This window comes from Thalassobaculum sp. OXR-137 (assembly GCF_034377285.1).
Classification (GTDB): domain Bacteria; phylum Pseudomonadota; class Alphaproteobacteria; order Thalassobaculales; family Thalassobaculaceae; genus Thalassobaculum.
In genome coordinates this window covers 2,058,368-2,076,980 of record NZ_CP139715.1, presented here as the reverse complement: position 1 = coordinate 2,076,980, position 18,613 = coordinate 2,058,368, and the positions used below count along the sequence as shown (strand labels likewise).

The window sequence follows — 18,613 nt, the reverse complement described above, 5'->3', positions numbered from 1 at the left end:
GCGCAGGGGGCGGCACCGATTGTGGGGTGCGGGTTATGGCACGACATGCCGGCCTCGCGGTACCATAAGCTATGATTCGCTCATTTCCCGCTCTCGCCCTGATCGCCGCCCTGGCCGGATGCGCTCTGCCGCAGTCGACGGCGAAGCCTCCCGCGATCCCCGTGCCGCAGCTTACCATCGTAGAAGCCGTACCGCCGGATGCCCGCTGCCGGGCGGTGGGACGGATCGGACGCCGCGACATGCAGGCCGCGCCGATGAGCATCGAACCGCGCAAGCTCGGCTTTCCCGTGGAGGTGACCTGCGAGGCGCCGGGCTATCTGACGACGACGGAGACCCTGTACCCCCGGCCGCTGCCGGATGTTCTGAGCACCGCGAAGGATCGTCTGCCCATTTCCCCCATGGCGGATCTCGCCCCGGCCGCCGGGGCCCCGGCCACCAGCCAGGTTCCCTACCGGCTGATCGTGCCGCTGCGCGGCGCGCTGTTCGCGACCGCCGCCGACCGGACGGCTTTCTACGACGCGCTGATCGGCGACCGTCTGGCCCGGTGGACGGCCCTTCAGCATCAGGCCGAGGCCGAGTGCTCCAACCCGGCCGTGTCGCGGGCGGGCTCCAGTTCCACGTCGCCGCCGGAACTCTGTCGGCGGGCCTATAACTGGCTGCGCGAACTGAGGGACGTGGATCTGCGCAAGCTGGAAATCGACCGACGGCGGGCGACCTTCCGATAGCGGAAGGAGGGGATATCTTTCGGATTCCGACGGATCGGAAGATTTTTAGAATTATCCCATTGCCCATCACGCGCTTGTCGCTGGTACAGTCCGCCACAGTTGTCTACGTGCGGGCACGGCGTGCGCTACCGCCTTGCGCATGCGGCGCCCGGCCCGGCATAACTGATCTACGAAAAAGGGAATCCAGCGGGGACCCAAGATGAAAATCGGCATCGTCAAGGAACGCCGAGAGGGCGAGAAACGCGTCGCAGCCTCTGCGGACACGGTTAAGAAGTATATCCAGCTCGGCGCGGAAGTCGCGATCGAGTCCGGCGCGGGCCTGTCCGCCGCCGTGACCGACGACGCCTATGCCGCCGCGGGCGCGAAGATCGTGAAGACCGCCAAGGAGGCGATCGGCGATGCCGATGTCGTCCTGAAAGTGCGAAAACCGACCCAGGACGAGATCCCGCTGCTCAAGAAGGGCGCGCTGCTGATCTCCCTGATGGAGCCGCACAAGGATAAGGCGATCGTCGAGGCCATCGCCAAGCAGGGCGTGCGCACCTTCGCCCTGGAACTGGTCCCGCGGATCACCCGCGCCCAGTCCATGGACGTGCTGTCGTCGCAGTCGAACCTGGCCGGCTACAAGGCGGTGCTGGATGCCGCCGCCGTCTTCGGCCGGGCCTTCCCGATGATGATGACCGCCGCCGGCACCGTTCCGCCGGCCCGCGTCCTTGTCATGGGCGCCGGTGTCGCCGGTCTGCAGGCCATCGCCACGGCGCGGCGTCTCGGCGCCATCGTGTCCGCCACCGACGTCCGGCCGGCCGCCAAAGAGCAGGTCGAAAGCCTGGGCGGAACCTTCGTCGCCGTCGAGGACGAGGAGTTCAAGCAGGCCGAGACCGCCGGCGGCTACGCCAAGGAAATGAGCGACGAGTACAAGAAGAAGCAGGCGGCCCTGATCGCCGAGACCATCGCCAAGCAGGACATCGTCATCACCACGGCCCTGATCCCCGGCCGTCCGGCCCCGGTGCTGGTCACCGAGGAGATGGTGAAGACCATGAAGCCGGGCTCGGTAATCGTCGATCTGGCGGTCGAGCAGGGCGGCAACTGTCCGCTGTCCAAGCCGGGCGAGGTCGTCGAGGCCCATGGCGTGACCCTGGTCGGCCACATGAACGTGCCGAGCCGGGTGGCGGTCGACGCCAGCGCGCTCTACGCCAAGAACCTGCTGAACTTCCTCACGCCGCTGGTCGACAAGGAGAGCAAATCGATCAAGGTCGACGAGGAAGATGAGATCATCAAGGCGTCGACCATCACCAAGGACGGCGAGATCACGAACGAGCGGATCAAGGAACTGAAGGACGAGCCGGCCGCAGCACCCGCGGCGAAGCCGGCCGCCAAACCGGCGGCCAAGAAGGCTCCGGCCAAGAAACCGGCCGCCTCCAAGTCAGCGGACAAGACGGAAACCAAGCCGGACGCGGCGCCGGAGTCTGACGGCTCCAGCGGCGACGCGAAGGCGTAAGGAGGGACCCCGATGTCGGACAATTCCATCGCAGACAAGCTCAAGGACCTCGCCGAGGAAGCCCGGGAGCTGGCTTCCCAGGCCGCGGACCTCGCCTCGCAGGCCGGCACCTCGGCCCTGGACAGCACGGTCGCGATCACCGCGCCGGGCGCGCCGGCGGCTGCCGTCGTCCATGGCGGGCTCGACCCGACCGTGGTCGGCCTGACCGTCTTCGTGCTCGCCTGCTTCGTCGGCTATTACGTGGTGTGGCGGGTCACCCCCGCGCTGCACTCGCCGCTGATGGCGGTCACCAACGCGATCTCCTCGGTGATCATCGTCGGTGCCCTGATCGCCGCCGGGCCGGACAGCATGAACTTCTCATCGATCATGGGCTTCTTCGCCGTGGTGCTGGCCAGCGTGAACATCGCCGGTGGCTTCCTGGTGACGGAACGCATGCTCGCCATGTTCAAGAAGAAGAAGTGAGGGAAGGACCCGTATCATGAGTGGCACCATCTCTTCGCTTCTGTATCTGGTCTCCGGCGTCTGCTTCATCATGGCGCTGCGCGGCCTGTCGCACCCGTCGACCTCGCGGGCGGGCAACTACTACGGCATGGCCGGCATGGCGCTCGCCATCGGCACCACCCTGACCCTGCCGGTGGTGCAGTCCTACGAGATCATCATCGTCGGCCTGCTGATCGGCGGCGCCATCGGCGCGGTGATCGCCCGCAAGATCCAGATGACCGCCCTGCCCCAGCTCGTGGCGGCGTTCCACAGCCTGGTCGGTCTCGCCGCCTGTTTCGTGGCGGCGGCCGCCTTCTACCGGCCGGACGCCTACGGTATCGGCGAGATCGGCGCGATCAAGGTCGGCTCGCTGATCGAAATGGCGCTGGGCCTGGCCATCGGCGCGATCACCTTCACCGGCTCGATCATCGCCTTCGGCAAGCTCCAGGGCCTGGTCACCGGCAGGCCGCTGGTGTTCAAGGGCCAGCATCCGCTGAACGCCGTCCTCGGCATCGCCCTGGTGGCCCTGATCGTCTGGCTCTGCGCCAGCCAGGACCCGACCGCCTTCTGGCTGATCTTCATCGTCGCCCTCGCGCTGGGCTTCCTGCTGATCCTGCCGATCGGCGGCGCCGACATGCCGGTCGTGGTGTCGATGCTGAACTCGTATTCGGGTTGGGCGGCGGCCGGTATCGGCTTCACGCTCGGCAACCACCTGCTGATCATCACCGGCGCGCTGGTGGGCTCCTCGGGCGCGATCCTGTCCTACATCATGTGCAAGGGCATGAACCGCTCGTTCATCAGCGTCATTCTCGGCGGCTTCGGCGGCGAGAGCGAGGCGGCGGCGGCCGGCGGGCCGGGCGGCGACCGGTCGGTCAAGTCCGGCAGCGCCGAGGATGCGGCCTTCATCATGGAGAGCGCCTCCTCGGTGATCATCGTGCCGGGCTACGGCATGGCGGTGGCCCAGGCCCAGCACGCCCTGCGCGAGATGGCCGACACGCTGAAGGCCAAGGGTGTGAAGGTGCGCTACGCCATCCACCCGGTGGCGGGCCGCATGCCGGGCCACATGAACGTGCTGCTGGCCGAGGCCAATGTGCCCTATGACGAGGTGCTGGAGCTGGAGGAGATCAACCGCGACTTCTCCCAGACCGACGTGGCCTTCGTGATCGGCGCCAACGACGTGACCAACCCGGCGGCCAAGACCGACCCGGCGAGCCCGATCTACGGCATGCCGATCCTGGACGTGGAGAACGCAAAGACGGTGCTGTTCGTGAAGCGCTCCATGGCGTCCGGCTATGCCGGCGTGGAGAACGAGGTGTTCTTCCGCGACAACACCATGATGCTGTTCGGCGACGCCAAGAAGATGTGCGAGGAGATCGTCCAGTCCCTCGACTGAGGATCCGTTTGCTGCGAACGACGAAAGGCGCCGGGGAGCAATCTCCGGCGCCTTTTTTGATGGGTGCGGGCCGCCCTTCGACACGCTCCCTGCGGTCGCTGCTCAGGGCGAGGTCAGGAATTTGAAAACTTAAGACCTCGCCCTGAGCAGGCCCCCGGCCTTCAGCCGGGGGACGTGTCGAAGGGCCGACTCAACTCCCTACCCGATCACCGGTTCCACGGTGTCCTTGACCCAGCGGGCCATGGCGCCGGTGCGCCAGTCCTCGTTGTGGCGGCCGATGACCTGTACCCCGACCGGCATGCCGTCGACCGACAGCATCGGCACGGTCACGCAGGGGCAGCCGATCGCCGAGGTCCAGGCGTTGTAGGCCGGCAGGCCGGTGGTGTGGATCAGCCCCGGCTCGCCCTCCTGAGTGGCGGAATCCACGAATTTCGGCGCCGGTCCGGTGGAGGACAGCGTGATCATCGCATCTGCCGTCGCCGCGACCGCCCGGAACCGGGCCCGCATCGCCTCGCGCTTGACCAGGGCCGCCCGGTAGTCGTCGATCGACATCTCCGAGGCCATGGACAGCCGCTGCCGCATGCTGTCGCTCAGCTTGGTGACGTCCTTTTCCGCCAGGTTGCGCAGGGTCCAGAGCATCTCCCAGCCGCAGATGTCGCGGCACAGCAGCAGGCTCTCGGCGATCTCCACCTCGAACGCGTCGAGATCGCCATGCCCGGCGCGGCGGACAATCTCCACGCCCGAGGCCGCGATCCGGTCGATCAGGGTCTCGAAGGCCGTCTTGGTCGCATCGTCGGTCTGATGCCAACCCTCGCTCTCGACCACGATCAGCCGTTGCGGCTTGCTCGCGACGGGGGTCGCCTGGGAGCCGAACAGGCCCGGGCTGCCCGGATCGCCGCCGACGAAATGGGAGATCGCGTGGGTCACCGCCCACATATCGGCGATCGACCCGGCATGGACGCCGAGATGGCTGTGGCTCATGCCCTGACGCTCGCCGCGATGCAGGGCGCCCAGGGTCGGCTTGATCGCGGTATTCGCGCAGAAGCCGGCCGGCCGGATGATCGACCCGACGACCTGGCTGCCAAGGGCCGCCGGCACCATGCCGGCGCCGATCACGGCGGCGGAACCGGAGGACGAGCCGCCGGGCGTGCGCTCGGGATCGAACGGGTTGGTCGTCGGTCCCGGATGGGAAAAGCCGAGTTCGGTGGTCACCGTCTTGCCGAGCACCACGGCACCCGCCAGCCGCAGGGCCTGGACCGGGGCGGAATCCTCGCCGGTCATGCGTCCGGCATAGAGCGGCGAGCCCATCTGGGTCGGCATGTCCTTGGTCATGTAGAGGTCCTTGACCCCGATCGGCATGCCGTCGATCGGCGACAGCGGGTTGCCCGCCTTCCAGCGCTTGGTGGAGGCGTCGGCCTGCTCCTTCGCTCCGCTCTCGTTCAGGGTGACCCAGGCCTTGACGGTCCCTTCCCGCGCGGAGATCACGTCCAGGCAGCGCTCAAAGTAGGCGCTCGGGCTGTCCTTGCCGCTGGCGAAATCCCCCGTGCCCTCCACATAGGTCAACGGCTCAAAGGTGGACGGATCGTAGGAAACCGCCTTGTCGCCACCCGATAAGTCATTCATCAAAACTCTCCTTTGTCACGCGGGTTGCCCCCCATGCCCTTGTCCACAACGCTGATAATCATGGCTGTCAGTCTGACGTTGGCTGCCCTAGCGTGGCACATGCAGCGCCGGCCGCGCGAGACCCTGGATCCGCCTCTGCCGATCCCGTGGACGTTTTTGCAGATCCTCGGCGTCGTCGTCGCCCTGGCCGCCGCCGCCCACCTGATCTCCCTGGCGACGGGCCATCCGTTCAAAGGACGCTTCGGGTTCTAGAGCACCGCAGGTAGGATCGGGGCGGATCGGGCCCCGACTGCATTCCGGCAGACCAGCGACCTAAAGCCACGCGGGGTTTCGTTCGCCGCTCCCTTTGATAGGATGCGGCCTTGTAAGCGCCGCGCTCGACGGCAGATCGGCGACGAGGGGTTCCATGTCGGACCGGCAGGACATTCACAATTCGGACGTTCCGGTCGTTTGCCGGGCCTGCGAAGCCCGCCACAAGGGCATCTGTGGGGCCCTGTCGGGCGACGAGCTGCAGCGGCTGAGCAAGCACACCACCAAGCGCGTGGCCAACCGCAAGCAGGAGCTGATCCACGAGGAGGATCAGGTCCACACCTATTCGAACATCCTGTCGGGGGCGGTGAAGCTGACCAAGCTCATGCCCGACGGCCGCCAGCAGATCGTCGGCCTCCAGTTCGCGCCCGATTTCCTCGGGCGCCCGTTCATGAGCGAGAGCAATTTCGGGGCGGAAGTCGCCGTCGACGTCCGGCTGTGCACCTTCCCCAAGGACGTGCTGGAATCGATGCTGGGCGAGAACCCGGAGCTGGAGAACCGACTGCTCCGCCAGGTGCTCAAGGAGCTCGACGAGGCGCGGCAGTGGATGCTGGTGCTCGGACGGATGACCGCCAAGGAAAAGGTCGCCAGCTTCCTCAGCCTGATCGCCGACCACATCGATCCGGAGCATGACGGCGACAGGGTGACCTTCGAACTCCCGCTCTCGCGGGCGGAGATCGCCGACTATCTCGGCCTGACGATCGAAACGGTGAGCCGCCAGTTCACCGCCTTGCGCAAGGAAGGTCTGATCGAGATCGAGGGCAACCGGCACATCGTCGTGCCGGACCGCGAGGCCCTGAAGGACGCGACCGGATCAACCTGAGGCCAGACGACGCCCGGCCGGACCGATGAGCTGGTCGCGTTCCCGGGCGGTATGCCGGCGCAGATTGTCGAACAGCCCGCGCAGCATATAGCCCAGCGTGGCGGCGTCGTGATGGCGTTCTCCGGCGGTCCATTCCATCAGGACCTCGGCCACCTCCTCGGCGAACGCCTCGTCTGTCCGGTGTTCCTCGGTCAGGGTCGCGACGCTGTCCTTGACCGCCTCCTCGCCGAGGGCGGCGGCCAGGATCGGCAGAATTTCCTGTTCCTCCAGCGCGTGGGCCTCGCGCAGCAGCCCTCCCACGCGGCGTGCGAGTCGCAGATGGCTCCCGTTGGTCGGCAGGGCCGGCAGACCGTCGGCCAACTGCTCCAGCTCCTCGCAGACGCCGAGGATCCGCGCATGGTTGCCTTCGAACTTGCGGATCGCCTCCTCGAGGCAAGGCCGGCAGGCGTCGCCGATTTTGCCGACCGTCGGTCCGGCGCCCTCACCCCATACCGGTCCCGACCGTGCTCCGTCGCCACCCCGCATCGCCAAGATCCCGTTCGCCGCGACTGCCCGACGGCAGCCCTGAATGGTGTTAGGATGACGCGGGGGCGCGGGGCCGGTCGTTGATCGAGATCAAGGAAACCAAGTCTCGGAAACGACACCTTCCGCGCCGTGTCAATCACACGCTGCGGGAACCCGGATCATGTCTAAAGCGATCGAACTTTCCCTCGCGTCCTTCGCCGGTCTGCTCGCCTTGTTCATGGCGGCCGGAGCGCAGGACGCGGTTTATGAGTTTCACGCCTATCTGTTCTTAATCGTCGCGGTGCTGGTCGTCTTCTGGCTGATCGGCCGCGATTCCACCCCTGCCGACCCTGACAGCTACATGGACGGACCGGTGCGCATCGGCGTGCTGGCGACCGTGTTCTGGGGGGTCGTCGGCTTTCTTGTCGGCGTCGTCGCCGCCTCCCAGCTCGCCTGGCCCGACCTGAACATCGAGCCCTGGTTCAATTTCGGACGTGTCCGCCCGCTGCATACCTCGGCCGTGGTCTTCGCCTTCGGCGGCAACGCGCTGCTGTGCACGAGCTTCTACGTGGTCCAGCGGACCTGCCGCGCCCGCCTGTTCGGCGGCGACCTGGCTTGGTTCGTGTTCTGGGGCTACCAGTTCTTCATCGTGCTGGCCGCCACCGGCTACCTGCTGGGCAACAGCACGTCGAAGGAATACGCCGAGCCCGAGTGGTACATCGACCTGTGGCTGACCATCGTGTGGGTCGCCTATCTGATCGTGTTCCTGGGCACCATCCTGAAGCGCAAAGAGCCGCATATCTACGTGGCGAACTGGTTCTACCTGTCGTTCATCGTCACGGTGGCCATGCTGCACGTGGTGAACGGGCTGGCGATCCCGGTCTCCCTGACCGGCTCGAAGAGCTACTCGCTGTTCTCGGGCGTGCAGGACGCGCTGACCCAGTGGTGGTACGGCCATAACGCGGTCGGCTTCTTCCTGACCGCCGGCTTCCTGGGCATGATGTACTACTTCGTGCCGAAGCAGGCCGAGCGGCCGGTCTACTCCTACCGGCTGTCGATCGTGCACTTCTGGTCGCTGATCTTCCTCTACATCTGGGCCGGTCCGCACCACCTGCACTACACCGCCCTGCCCGACTGGGCGCAGACCCTCGGCATGGTGTTCTCGATCATGCTGTGGATGCCCTCCTGGGGCGGCATGATCAACGGCCTGATGACCCTCTCGGGGGCCTGGGACAAGATCCGCACCGATCCGATCATCCGCATGATGGTCATGGCGCTGGCGTTCTACGGCATGTCGACCTTCGAAGGCCCGATGATGTCGGTGAAGAGCGTGAACGCGCTGAGCCACTATACCGACTGGACCATCGGCCACGTGCATTCCGGTGCGCTCGGCTGGGTCGGGATGATCTCCTTCGGGGCGATCTACTTCCTGACGCCACGTCTGTTCGGCCGCGAGAAGCTGTACTCGCTGCGCATGGTGAACTGGCACTTCTGGCTCGCCACCCTCGGCATCGCCGCCTATGCCGGCGTGATGTGGGTGAGCGGGATCATGCAGGGCCTGATGTGGCGCGAGTACGACGCGGAAGGCTTCCTGGTCTACTCCTTCGCCGAGACCGTCGATGCCATGCATCCGTTCTACGTCGCCCGCGCCTTCGCCGGGGTCCTCTACCTCGCTGGCGGTCTGGTCATGGCCTACAACGTCGCCATGACGATCAAGGGCCGCGAACGCAACGAGCAGCCCATCGTCACCGCCGCGGCACAACCCGCCTGATCGGAGGAAACCATGTCGATCCTCGATAAACACAATCGGATCGAGACCAACGCCACGCTGCTGTTGGTTCTCTCCTTCCTCGTGGTCACCATCGGCGGCATCGTCGAGATCGCGCCCCTGTTCTACCTGCAGAACACCATCGAGAAGGTGGAGGGGATGCGTCCCTACTCGCCGCTCGAGCTCAAGGGGCGCGAGATCTACCAGCGCGAGGGTTGCTACGTCTGCCACAGCCAGATGATCCGACCCTTCCGCGACGAGGTTGAGCGCTACGGCCACTACTCGCTGGCGGCGGAAAGCATGTACGACCACCCGTTCCAGTGGGGCTCCAAGCGCACCGGTCCGGACCTGGCCCGTATCGGCGACCGCTACTCCAACGAGTGGCACGTCCAGCACCTGATCGAGCCGCGCTCGGTCGTGCCGGAATCGGTGATGCCGTCCTACGCGTTCCTGGCGGATACCGATCTCGACACCACCAACATCGCCGGTCACCTGAAGACCAACCGGATGCTCGGCGTCCCCTATGACGACGAAATGATCGGGAACGCCCTGGCCGACATGCGGAACCAGGCGGACCCGGATGCCGATTGGGACGGGCTCCTGGCCCGCTATCCCAAGGCCAAGACCGGCGATTTCGACGGCAACCCGAACCGTCTGACGGAGATGGATGCGGTGATCGCCTACCTGCAGATGCTCGGCACGCTGGTCGACTTCTCGACCTTCGACCCCGAAGCCAATGCCCGCTGAGGAGAGGAGCCATGACCTACGAAAGCCTGAGACAGGCCGCCGACAGTTGGGGGCTGCTCTACATGCTGATCATCTTCCTCGGGGTGATCGCCTACACGTTCAGACCGGGTGGTCGCAAATCGGCCGATGACGCCGCTGCCATCCCGCTTAAGGAGGACTGAGCCATGAGCGAGAAGGAGATCGACAGCGTCACCAATGTCGAGACCACCGGCCACGAGTGGGACGGCATCAAGGAACTGAACAATCCGCTCCCGCGCTGGTGGCTGTACACGTTCTACGCCTGCATCGTCTTCGCGATCGGCTACGCGGTGTACTACCCGGCCATCCCGCTGATCGAGGGAGCCACGCAGGGCATCTCGGGTACGACCACCCGCGGCGAGCTGCACCAGGAGATGGCGGAGGTCGAAGCCGGCCGCGCCGACATGCTGGAGCAGATCCGCGGCATGGACGTGGGCGAGATCCAGGCCAATCCGGAACTGGCGCGCTTCGCGGCGGCCGGCGGGGCGTCGGCCTTCAAGGTCTACTGCTCCCAGTGCCACGGTTCCGGCGCGCAGGGTGCGGCGGGTTACCCGAACCTGAACGACGACGACTGGCTGTGGGGCGGCTCGATCGACCAGATCGCGGCGACCATCCGCCACGGCGTCCGCTACGAGGCCGACGGCGACACCCGGTATTCCGAAATGCCGGCCTTCGGCCGCGACCAGCTCCTCCCCCGCGAGGACATCCTGGCGGTCGCCCATTACGTCCGCTCGCTCTCCGGCCTGGAGCACGACCAGGGGGCGATGGACGTGGGTGCCCGGGTCTTCGCCGAGAACTGCGCCGCCTGTCACGGCGAGCAGGGCCTCGGCAACACCGAGCTGGGGGCCCCGAACCTGGCCGATGCCCTCTGGCTGTATGGCAACACGCAGCAGGAGATCGTGTCCCAGGTCAACAATCCCAAGCACGGCGTCATGCCGGCCTGGGGCGAGCGTCTGGGCGACGCGGTGGTGAAGCAGCTCGCCGTGTATGTGCACGGACTGGGCGGCGGCGAATAAGCGCCGCAACGGCTGAATGCCAGCGGCTGATGAACGGAGACTTCCGATGACGACGGTTGACCAGAACGGTGCGACAGGGAACGGCCTCGAGCAATTCGATGTCGAGCCGGTCAACCGTCGCGACAAGCAGCAGCCGCTTTACGCCGCCCGCAAGAAGATCCACCCGAAGCGCGCGGAAGGTGTCTTCCGCCGCTTCAAGTGGCTGGTGATGCTGATCACCCTCGGCATCTACTACATCACCCCGTGGATCCGCTGGGACCGGGGCGAATTCGCCCCGGACCAGGCGGTCCTCATCGACCTGTACCACCGCCGTTTCTACTTCTTCTGGATCGAGATCTGGCCGCAGGAATTCTACTACGTGGCCGGGCTGCTGCTGATGGCGGCGCTCGGACTGTTCCTGGTCACCTCCTCGGTCGGCCGCGCCTGGTGCGGCTATACCTGCCCGCAGACCGTCTGGGTCGACCTGTTCCTGGTGGTCGAGCGGTTCATAGAGGGCGACCGCAACAAGCGCATCCGTCTCGACAAGGAGCCGATGAGCGCGTCGAAGGCCGCCAAGCGGGTCAGCAAGCACACGATCTGGCTGCTGATCGCCGTGGCCACGGGCGGCGCCTGGATCTTCTATTTCGCCGACGCCCCGACCCTGTTCATGGAGGTGCTGACCGGCACCGCGCCCACGGTGGCCTACGGCACCATCGCGGTGCTGACCTTCACCACCTACGCCCTGGGCGGGCTGATGCGCGAGCAGGTCTGCACCTACATGTGCCCCTGGCCGCGCATCCAGGCGGCGATGCTCGACGAGCATTCGCTGACCGTGACCTACAACGCCTGGCGCGGCGAGCCGCGCTCGCGGCACCGCAAGGTCCAGGAAGCCGCCGGCGCCTCGGTCGGCGACTGCATCGACTGCAACGCCTGCGTCGCGGTCTGCCCCATGGGCATCGACATCCGCGACGGCCAGCAGCTCGAGTGCATCACCTGCGCCCTGTGCATCGACGCCTGCGACGGGGTGATGGACAAGATCGGCAAGCCGAAGGGGCTGATCTCCTACTCCACCCTGGCGACCTACAATCACAACATGTCGCTGGCGCAGCTCGCCGACGGCAAGATCGAGCCGGCCCGGGTGCACACGCCCGACGGCGGCATCGCCCCGGAGGTCGAGCACACCACCCTGCGCTCGATCCTGCGGCCGCGCACGATCGTCTATTTCACCATCTGGGCGCTGATCGGCCTCGGCATGCTCGCCATGCTGACCACGCGCGACCGGCTGGAAATCAACGTTCTGCACGACCGCAACCCGGTCTCCGTGCGGCTGTCCGACGGTACGATCCGCAACGGCTACACCGTGAAGATCCTCAACATGATGCCGGAGAAGCGGACGGTTCTGCTGACCATCGAGGACTTCCCCCAGGGGGCGATGATCATGCCGCTGGAGAAGGACGACCCGCGCCAGGCGATCTTCCTGGACGTCGATCCCGACAGCCTGCGGGCCCAGCGGATCTTCGTGATCGCGGGCCCCGAGGGGCTGGAGGGCCAGCAGACCCAGTTCCGCTTCCGGATCCGCGACAGTGCGGGCTCGGAGCGGGCGGAGTACGATGCGATCTTCGACAATGGAGCGGCACGATGAGCGACACCCCTCGGACCGACGGATCCTTCCGGCTCACCGGCCGGCACGTCTTCCTCATCCTCCTGTCCTTCTTCGGCCTGATCATCGCGGTCAACGTGACCATGGCGACCCTGGCCTCGGGCACCTGGCCGGGCCTCGTCGTCGCCAATTCCTATGTCGAGAGCCAGCGATTCAACGAACGCGTCGCCGCCGCCCGCGAGCAGCAGGCGCTGGGTTACGCGCTCTCCTTCGAGCAGGCCGACGACCGCCTCACCCTGTCGTTGCGCGATGCCGCGGGCCGGGGCGTGGAGATCCTGGGCGGCACGGTCCGCATCGGCCGCCCGGTCACCCGGACCGAGGATCGGCTGATCGACATTCCGGCGGCCGCGAACGGCACCGTCAGCATGCCCGACGTTCTCGCCTCGGGCCTGTGGGTGGCGGACGTCGCCCTCAAGCTGTCGGGCGGGCGCACCTGGCGGTACGAGACCCGGTTCTCCGTGGGCAAGGGCGGTTGACATGTCCTGCTGCGCCGCCTCCGCCTCGCTATCGGTGCCGGGCCAGGCCCAGCGGCCTGACCGGCGCGAGCTGCTCGAGGCGTCCCACGATATCGGCGACGGGCTGGTCGCCACCCGCCTCGCCGTGCCCGACGCCCATTGCGCCGCCTGCATCTCGACCATCGAGAAGGCGGTCGGCGCGGTCGAGGCGGTGACGGATGCCCGGGTCAACCTTGCGGGGCGGTTCGTCACGGTGAAATGGCCGCGCGACGCCGTCGATCCGGAGGCGGTCTTCGCCGCGCTCGATCATGCCGGCTATCGCGCCGGGCTGCTGGACGAGGCGGAGAGCGGACCGGACCCGATCCTGCGCCGGCTTTTCGTCGCTCTCGCCGTCGCCGGCTTCGCCGCCGGCAACGTGATGCTGCTGTCGGTCTCGATCTGGTCGGGGGCCGATGACGCGACCCGGGATCTGTTCCACTGGATCTCCGCCGCCATCGCCATCCCCGCCGTCGCCGTTGCCGGGCGCCCGTTCTTCGCCCCGGCCCTGCATGCCCTGAAGGCCGGCCGGCTGAACATGGACGTGCCGATCTCCCTGGCGGTCCTGCTGGCGGTCGGATTGTCGGTGCACGAGACCCTGACTGGCGGGGCCCATGCCTATTTCGACGCCTCCGTCACCCTGCTGTTCTTCCTGCTGATCGGCCGCACCCTCGACCATGTGATGCGCTCGCGCGCCGGGGCGGCCCTGAAGACCCTAGACCGGACCACGCCGCGCGGCGCCGTGGTCGTCGCCGCCGACGGAACCACCTCCTGGATACCGGTCGGCCAGGTGACGCCGGGCACGACGGTCCTGGTCGCCTCCGGGGACCGGGTGCCCGTCGACGGCACCGTGACCGGCAACGGGGTCCGGGTCGACCTCTCCGTCGTCACCGGCGAGAGCGAGGCGGTCGCGCTGGCCGCGGGCGACACGGTGGTGGCGGGCGCCATGGTCATTGAGGGCCCGCTCACCCTCACCGCCACCCGCATCGGACATGCCTCCTTCCTCGGCGAGATGCGCTCCATGCTGGAAGCGGCGGAAACGGCGCGCCCGGCGCTGAGCCTGCTGGCCGACCGGATGGCCGCGATCTACGCCCCGGCGGTGCATCTCGTCTCAGCGGCCACCTTCCTCGGCTGGTGGGCGGCCGGGGGCGGGCTGCACCATGCCCTGACCACCGCCATCGCCGTACTGATCATCACCTGCCCCTGCGCCCTGGGTCTCGCCGCCCCGATCGTGCAGGTCGTCGCCGCCGGACGGCTGCTGAAGCACCGCATCCTGCTGCGCGACGGGGGCGCGCTGGAGACCCTGGCTACCATCGACCGGGTGGTGCTGGACAAGACCGGCACCCTGACCACCCCGACGGTCGATCCGCGGGCGCTGGACCGCCTGTCCGACGGCACCCTGACGGTCGCCGCCGCCCTGGCCCGGCACAGCCGGCACCCGGTGGCCCAGGCGATCGCGGCGGCGGCCCCCACGGCACCGGTCGCACCGGACCGTGTCGCCGAACATGCGGGCCACGGCATCGAGGGCGTGATCGACGGACGGACCTGGCGCCTGGGCCGGCCGGACTGGGCGCTCTCCGCCGAGTCCTTCGCCGAGCTTTCCCACGACCGCCGCGGCGTCCCGGTGCTGTCCTGCGACGGCACCCTGACGGCGGCCTTCGACCTGCTCGACCGGCCGCGTCCGGGTGCGGACGGCGCGGTCGCGACCCTGATCCGGCTCGGCCTGACTCCGGCCCTGCTGTCGGGCGACGGCGACGGCAAGGTGGCGGAGACCGCCGCCCGGCTCGGCCTGGAGACCTGGACCGCCCGCGCCACCCCGGCCGACAAGATCGCGACCATCCAGGCGCTGCAGGCCGACGGCCACCGGGTGCTGATGATCGGCGACGGGCTGAACGACGCCCCGGCCCTGGCCGCCGCCGACGTCTCCATGGCGCCGAGTGCCGCCTCCGATGTCAGCCGCACCGCCGCCGGCATCGTCTTCCTGAGCGAGGATATGGGGGCGATCCCGACCGCCATCGCCGTCGCCCGAAAGGCGCGGCGGCTGATCCTGCAGAATTTCGGGCTGGCGATCGTCTACAACGCCATCGCCATTCCGCTGGCCATCGCCGGTTACGCGACCCCGCTCTTCGCGGCGATCGCCATGTCGGCCTCTTCCATCGTCGTGGTGGCCAACGCCCTGCGTCTCGCCCTGCCCGACCGACGGTCGGGGGTTGCGTCGACAGTGGCCGGGGACGATGTCAGGACTCCCCTCACCCCGGCGATGGGAGCACGCGCATGACCATCCTGTCGATCCTGATCCCCGCCGCCCTGGCGCTCGGCCTCATCGGCCTCGTCGCCTTTCTCTGGGCGCTGCGGTCGGGGCAGTTCGAGGATCTGGACGGCGCGGCCGAACGGATCCTCATGCCGGAAGACGACAAGCCGAAGAAATCGGCCGGCCCGAAGAAGTAGCGAGGCCTATCCCTGACGGGTCGCCTTCAACCGGGCGAAGCTCTCCTCCGGCCAGTGCTCCCGGTAGGAGTAGAACTCCTCCATCGCCAGCGCGCCGTCCGGTAGCCGCACCCAGGGCAGCTTGGAGCGGGTGAAGATGTGGATGTCAGGCGGGCACTTCGCCGGCTCGTCCAGGGTCCCCACCCGCACGAAGGCCACTTTGGGGCCCGCCCCGGCATAGTGGCTGTACATGGTCGCCCGGCAGGTCGGGCAGCGCATGAAGAGCTGGCCCTTCCCGCTCTCGGTCGGCGTATCGACCGCCTCCAGGGTCCCGGACAGCAGTTCCACCTCCGCCGCCTCGATCAGCGCATTCAAGGCGAAGGCGGTACCACTGTCGCGCTGGCACCAGGTGCAGTGGCAGCAATGCACGAACATCGGCTTGCGCTTGAGCCGGTAGCGCACCGACCGGCAGGTGCAACCGCCCTCGGCGAAAGTTTCGTCGGTCATGCTCATCCCCGCTGCAGGCTCGACCAGAAGCGCACCGGCTCGCCGACCGCCTCGCCGATCAGGTCGTCGTCGCGCATGACCACATTGCCGCGCACCAGGGTGGCGATCGGCCAGCCGGTGACGGTCTTGCCGTCGAACGGGGTCCAGCCGCACTTGCTGGCGATCCACTTGTTGGTGATCTCGCGCTTGGCCTTCAGATCGACCAGGGTCAGGTCGGCGTCCCAGCCCTTGGCGATGCGGCCCTTGCCGGCGATGCCGTAGATCCGGTGCGGGCCGGCCGAGGTCAGGTCGACCAGCCGGGCCAGGGTCAGGCGGCCGGCGTTCATGTGGTCGAGCAGCAGCGGCAGCAGGGTCTGCACGCCGGGCATGCCGGACGGGCTCGAGGGATAGGGACGCTGCTTCTCCTCCAGCGTATGCGGCGCATGGTCGGAGCCGATCACGTCCACGGTGCCGTCGGCGATCGCCCGCCACAGGGCGTCCTGGTGGTGCTGTTCGCGCACCGGCGGGTTCATCTGCGCCAGCGAGCCGAGCCGCTCGTAACACTCGGGCGCCGCCATGGTCAGGTGGTTCAGGGTCGTCTCGACGGTGGCGACGTCCTTGTTCTCGGCCAGGAACGCCATCTCCTCGGCGGAGGTGATGTGCAGCACATGGACCGGGCGACCGGCGGCGCGGCCCAGGCGGACGATCCGCTGGGTCGCCTTCAGGGCGCATTCCGGCGAGCGCCAGACCGGATGGGCGCGCGGGTGGCCCTCCTCCTTGGCGATATGCTGGCGCTCGCGCAGCATGTCCTCGTCCTCGGCATGGACGGCGACCCGGCGGCGGCCGGCGGCCAGGACCTTGGCCAGCAGCTCGTCCTTCTCCACCAGCAGCGAGCCGGTGGACGAGCCCATGAACACTTTCACCCCGGCGCAGCCGGGGGCCAGTTCCAGCTCTTCCAGCAGGTGGACGTTCTCCTCCGCCGCCCCGACGAAATAGGCGTGGTCGCACCAGGCGCGCCCCTTGGACCGGGCGAGCTTGTCGTTCAGCTCGACCTCGGTGAGGGTCAGCGGCGAGGTGTTCGGCATCTCGAAGATTGACGTCACCCCGCCCTTGGCGGCGGCGCGGGTGCCGTGGTGGATGTCTTCCTTATGTTCCAGGCCGGGCTCGCGGAAATGCACCTGGGTGTCGATCACGCCGGGCAGCACGGTCAGACCGGCAGCATCGACCACCTCGCCGGCCTCGGCCGTCGCCAGGTCGCCGATGGCGGTGATCTTTCCGCCGGTAACCCCGAGATCCACCCGTTCAACTCCCGACGGGGTGAACACCTCGCCGCCCCGCACCACCAGATCGTATCGCGCCATGCCTGCCTCCATTCGTGACCGGCGCCAGCATAGCCGCGCCGCGCCGGGCGGCAACCGTCGAACCGGGACGGGCAGCCGTTCCCCTGTGGCAAATCCCACCCTGGAGACACCGGGCGTCGACTGCGATAGTCCCAGCGGGAGAGTCACACCGACACGCAGACCGCCGAACAGGAATCCTTCTGCCCATGTCCCATGCCGACGACGCCTCTATGGCGACCCAGACGCCCGCCGTGTCGCGGATCACCTATACCGAGGGCGGTACGTGGCGCCTGGTGCGCCGCCATCTCCTCAATGTCGGCCTGATGATTCTGACGCTCGGCATCTACCGGTTCTGGGCGATCACCCTCATGCGGCAGATCCTCTGGCGGCGGATCCGGTTCGACGGCCAGCCGCTGGAGTATACCGGCAACGGGCTGGAGATCTTTCTCGGCTTCGTGCGGGTGTTCCTGATCATCCTGCTGCCGCTGGGCATCATCTACACGCTGGTCGAGCTGATTCTGGAGCGCAGCGGACAGGGCGCCGACCTGAATACGATCGAGACCGTGGATTTCATCTATGCGGTCGTCGTCTTCGGTCTGTGGGAGATGGGCCGGTTCCTGAGCTGGCGCTACCGGATCTCGCGCACCCGCTGGCGCGGAATCCGAGGCCGGATCGAACTGGAGGCCACGAAATACCTGCAGGTCGCCGTCGCGTCGGCGCTGATGGTCGTCCTCTCGGGCTGGCTGCTGAAGCCGATCGTCGATCTGTACCGTGCCCGGATGGTGATCAATGCCCTGAATGTCGGCGGCCTGCATGGCCGCTATATCGGCGGCATCTACCGGCTGCTCGGACTCTGGTTGGGGATCTGGCTGGTGTACGGGCTCGTGGGCGTGGGTGCGGTGGCCTATTTCTTCTTCAAGACGGCAACCATCGGCCTGTCGACCGCCTCGGCGCAGATGGCGGAGGCCGAGATCGTCCTGACCGGGATGACGTTCGTCTTCGCGGTCGTCGTGTTCGGGATCTATCTGATGTGCGTCTACCGGGTCGCCTTCTGGCGCTGGATCTGCACGGTATCGAATGTCGGCCCGGTGCGCGCGACGTTCCACGGAACAGCACTGGGCTACACATGGCTTACCCTCGGCAACTGGCTGATCCTGATCTTTTCGATCGGCCTGCTCGCCCCGATCACCTGGGAGCGCAAGATCCGCTACCTTGCCGCCAACGTGACGATGACCGGTGTGCCGGATCCGGCGGGACTGCGCCAGGTCGAGGCGGACGACAATGCATTCGGCGGAGAGGGGCTGGCCGGTGACTTCGACATCGCCTGAC

At 67.5% G+C, this 18,613-nt stretch carries 18 protein-coding genes and 1 pseudogene; 15 read left to right on the top strand and 4 right to left on the bottom strand.

What is annotated here, in order from left to right; genetic code table 11:
- Window positions 1-71 precede the first annotated feature (71 nt).
- The 4 genes and pseudogenes from T8K17_RS09735 (at window position 72) to T8K17_RS09720 (ending at window position 4,093) form a co-directional block, all read left to right on the top strand.
- A complete protein-coding gene (locus T8K17_RS09735; protein ID WP_322334310.1) occupies window positions 72-725 on the top strand; it encodes a hypothetical protein in 654 nt (217 codons plus the stop codon).
- 199 nt (window positions 726-924) lie between these two features.
- Window positions 925-2,127, top strand: a pseudogene (locus tag T8K17_RS09730) (Re/Si-specific NAD(P)(+) transhydrogenase subunit alpha); the annotation flags it as partial.
- A gap of 105 nt (window positions 2,128-2,232) precedes the next feature.
- Window positions 2,233-2,682 carry an NAD(P) transhydrogenase subunit alpha gene (locus T8K17_RS09725; RefSeq protein WP_322334308.1) on the top strand — a complete coding sequence of 150 codons (450 nt, stop codon included), beginning with the start codon at window positions 2,233-2,235 and terminating at the stop codon, window positions 2,680-2,682.
- Window positions 2,683-2,698: 16 nt separating this feature from the next.
- Complete coding sequence (locus T8K17_RS09720; RefSeq protein ID WP_322334307.1) at window positions 2,699-4,093, top strand: NAD(P)(+) transhydrogenase (Re/Si-specific) subunit beta; 1,395 nt, start codon at window positions 2,699-2,701, stop codon at window positions 4,091-4,093.
- A 198-nt stretch (window positions 4,094-4,291) separates the two neighbouring features.
- Here T8K17_RS09720 and T8K17_RS09715 read toward each other — a convergent pair whose 3' ends face one another.
- On the bottom strand, window positions 4,292-5,716 hold the full coding sequence (locus tag T8K17_RS09715) for an amidase (RefSeq protein ID WP_322334306.1): 1,425 nt from the start codon (window positions 5,714-5,716) through the stop codon (window positions 4,292-4,294).
- Between the two features lie 60 nt (window positions 5,717-5,776).
- Between T8K17_RS09715 and T8K17_RS09710 the strand changes: the two genes are divergently transcribed.
- Together T8K17_RS09710 and T8K17_RS09705 are read left to right on the top strand one after the other, a co-directional pair.
- On the top strand, window positions 5,777-5,968 hold the full coding sequence (locus T8K17_RS09710; RefSeq protein WP_322334305.1) for a hypothetical protein: 192 nt from the start codon (window positions 5,777-5,779) through the stop codon (window positions 5,966-5,968).
- A gap of 154 nt (window positions 5,969-6,122) precedes the next feature.
- Complete coding sequence (locus tag T8K17_RS09705; protein ID WP_322334304.1) at window positions 6,123-6,848, top strand: Crp/Fnr family transcriptional regulator; 726 nt, start codon at window positions 6,123-6,125, stop codon at window positions 6,846-6,848.
- Here T8K17_RS09705 and T8K17_RS09700 read toward each other — a convergent pair.
- Window positions 6,840-7,373, bottom strand: coding sequence for a hemerythrin domain-containing protein (locus tag T8K17_RS09700; protein WP_322334303.1), 534 nt, complete (start codon window positions 7,371-7,373; stop codon window positions 6,840-6,842). The two genes, T8K17_RS09705 and T8K17_RS09700, sit on opposite strands and share 9 nt — an antisense overlap.
- A gap of 340 nt (window positions 7,374-7,713) precedes the next feature.
- Between T8K17_RS09700 and ccoN the strand changes: the two genes are divergently transcribed.
- Genes ccoN through ccoS form a run of 8 tightly spaced genes read left to right on the top strand, consistent with a single transcriptional unit; the run spans window position 7,714 to window position 15,479 of the window.
- On the top strand, window positions 7,714-9,123 hold the full coding sequence (ccoN, locus tag T8K17_RS09695; RefSeq protein ID WP_322334945.1) for a cytochrome-c oxidase, cbb3-type subunit I: 1,410 nt from the start codon (window positions 7,714-7,716) through the stop codon (window positions 9,121-9,123).
- Window positions 9,124-9,135: 12 nt separating this feature from the next.
- The gene (gene ccoO, locus T8K17_RS09690) at window positions 9,136-9,867 is read left to right on the top strand and encodes a cytochrome-c oxidase, cbb3-type subunit II (RefSeq protein ID WP_322334302.1); all 732 of its coding nucleotides are present in this window, start codon (window positions 9,136-9,138) and stop codon (window positions 9,865-9,867) included.
- 11 nt (window positions 9,868-9,878) lie between these two features.
- On the top strand, window positions 9,879-10,028 hold the full coding sequence (locus tag T8K17_RS09685) for a cbb3-type cytochrome c oxidase subunit 3 (protein ID WP_322334301.1): 150 nt from the start codon (window positions 9,879-9,881) through the stop codon (window positions 10,026-10,028).
- 3 nt (window positions 10,029-10,031) lie between these two features.
- Entirely contained in the window at window positions 10,032-10,901 is an 870-nt protein-coding gene (ccoP, locus tag T8K17_RS09680) for a cytochrome-c oxidase, cbb3-type subunit III (RefSeq protein ID WP_322334300.1), read from the top strand.
- A gap of 46 nt (window positions 10,902-10,947) precedes the next feature.
- On the top strand, window positions 10,948-12,522 hold the full coding sequence (gene ccoG / locus T8K17_RS09675; protein WP_322334299.1) for a cytochrome c oxidase accessory protein CcoG: 1,575 nt from the start codon (window positions 10,948-10,950) through the stop codon (window positions 12,520-12,522).
- Window positions 12,519-13,016, top strand: coding sequence for a FixH family protein (locus T8K17_RS09670; RefSeq protein WP_322334298.1), 498 nt, complete (start codon window positions 12,519-12,521; stop codon window positions 13,014-13,016). The genes ccoG and T8K17_RS09670 overlap by 4 nt, the downstream gene beginning before the upstream one ends.
- 1 nt (window position 13,017) lies before the next feature.
- Complete coding sequence (locus T8K17_RS09665) at window positions 13,018-15,309, top strand: heavy metal translocating P-type ATPase (protein ID WP_322334297.1); 2,292 nt, start codon at window positions 13,018-13,020, stop codon at window positions 15,307-15,309.
- Window positions 15,306-15,479 (top strand): cbb3-type cytochrome oxidase assembly protein CcoS, encoded by a 174-nt coding sequence (gene ccoS, locus T8K17_RS09660; RefSeq protein WP_322334296.1) that lies wholly within the window; start codon window positions 15,306-15,308, stop codon window positions 15,477-15,479. Before T8K17_RS09665 ends, ccoS begins: the two co-directional genes overlap by 4 nt.
- A 6-nt stretch (window positions 15,480-15,485) precedes the next feature.
- On the opposite strand, the gene T8K17_RS09655 is transcribed toward ccoS, so the two are convergent.
- Together T8K17_RS09655 and T8K17_RS09650 are read right to left on the bottom strand one after the other, a co-directional pair.
- Window positions 15,486-15,965 (bottom strand): GFA family protein, encoded by a 480-nt coding sequence (locus T8K17_RS09655; protein ID WP_322334295.1) that lies wholly within the window; start codon window positions 15,963-15,965, stop codon window positions 15,486-15,488.
- A gap of 2 nt (window positions 15,966-15,967) precedes the next feature.
- Window positions 15,968-17,305 carry a dihydroorotase gene (locus T8K17_RS09650; protein ID WP_322334294.1) on the bottom strand — a complete coding sequence of 446 codons (1,338 nt, stop codon included), beginning with the start codon at window positions 17,303-17,305 and terminating at the stop codon, window positions 15,968-15,970.
- A 185-nt stretch (window positions 17,306-17,490) separates the two neighbouring features.
- On the opposite strand from T8K17_RS09650, the gene T8K17_RS09645 reads away from it, so the two are divergent.
- Entirely contained in the window at window positions 17,491-18,612 is a 1,122-nt protein-coding gene (locus tag T8K17_RS09645) for a DUF898 family protein (RefSeq protein ID WP_322334293.1), read from the top strand.
- The last annotated feature ends 1 nt before the right edge of the window (window position 18,613 follow it).

Excerpts from the sequence above, each read along its gene's own strand:
- T8K17_RS09685 (WP_322334301.1), top strand. The coding sequence starts at position 9,879 with ATGACCTACGAAAGCCTGAGACAGGCCGCCGACAGTTGGGGGCTGCTC.
- ccoP (WP_322334300.1), top strand. The coding sequence starts at position 10,032 with ATGAGCGAGAAGGAGATCGACAGCGTCACCAATGTCGAGACCACCGGC.
- T8K17_RS09700 (WP_322334303.1), bottom strand. The coding sequence starts at position 7,373 with ATGCGGGGTGGCGACGGAGCACGGTCGGGACCGGTATGGGGTGAGGGC.
- ccoS (WP_322334296.1), top strand. The coding sequence starts at position 15,306 with ATGACCATCCTGTCGATCCTGATCCCCGCCGCCCTGGCGCTCGGCCTC.
- ccoO (WP_322334302.1), top strand. The coding sequence starts at position 9,136 with ATGTCGATCCTCGATAAACACAATCGGATCGAGACCAACGCCACGCTG.
- T8K17_RS09645 (WP_322334293.1), top strand. The coding sequence starts at position 17,491 with ATGTCCCATGCCGACGACGCCTCTATGGCGACCCAGACGCCCGCCGTG.
- T8K17_RS09705 (WP_322334304.1), top strand. The coding sequence starts at position 6,123 with ATGTCGGACCGGCAGGACATTCACAATTCGGACGTTCCGGTCGTTTGC.
- T8K17_RS09670 (WP_322334298.1), top strand. The coding sequence starts at position 12,519 with ATGAGCGACACCCCTCGGACCGACGGATCCTTCCGGCTCACCGGCCGG.
- T8K17_RS09710 (WP_322334305.1), top strand. The coding sequence starts at position 5,777 with ATGGCTGTCAGTCTGACGTTGGCTGCCCTAGCGTGGCACATGCAGCGC.
- T8K17_RS09655 (WP_322334295.1), bottom strand. The coding sequence starts at position 15,965 with ATGACCGACGAAACTTTCGCCGAGGGCGGTTGCACCTGCCGGTCGGTG.
- ccoG (WP_322334299.1), top strand. The coding sequence starts at position 10,948 with ATGACGACGGTTGACCAGAACGGTGCGACAGGGAACGGCCTCGAGCAA.
- T8K17_RS09735 (WP_322334310.1), top strand. The coding sequence starts at position 72 with ATGATTCGCTCATTTCCCGCTCTCGCCCTGATCGCCGCCCTGGCCGGA.
- T8K17_RS09720 (WP_322334307.1), top strand. The coding sequence starts at position 2,699 with ATGAGTGGCACCATCTCTTCGCTTCTGTATCTGGTCTCCGGCGTCTGC.
- ccoN (WP_322334945.1), top strand. The coding sequence starts at position 7,714 with ATGGACGGACCGGTGCGCATCGGCGTGCTGGCGACCGTGTTCTGGGGG.
- T8K17_RS09725 (WP_322334308.1), top strand. The coding sequence starts at position 2,233 with ATGTCGGACAATTCCATCGCAGACAAGCTCAAGGACCTCGCCGAGGAA.
- T8K17_RS09650 (WP_322334294.1), bottom strand. The coding sequence starts at position 17,305 with ATGGCGCGATACGATCTGGTGGTGCGGGGCGGCGAGGTGTTCACCCCG.
- T8K17_RS09715 (WP_322334306.1), bottom strand. The coding sequence starts at position 5,716 with ATGAATGACTTATCGGGTGGCGACAAGGCGGTTTCCTACGATCCGTCC.
- T8K17_RS09665 (WP_322334297.1), top strand. The coding sequence starts at position 13,018 with ATGTCCTGCTGCGCCGCCTCCGCCTCGCTATCGGTGCCGGGCCAGGCC.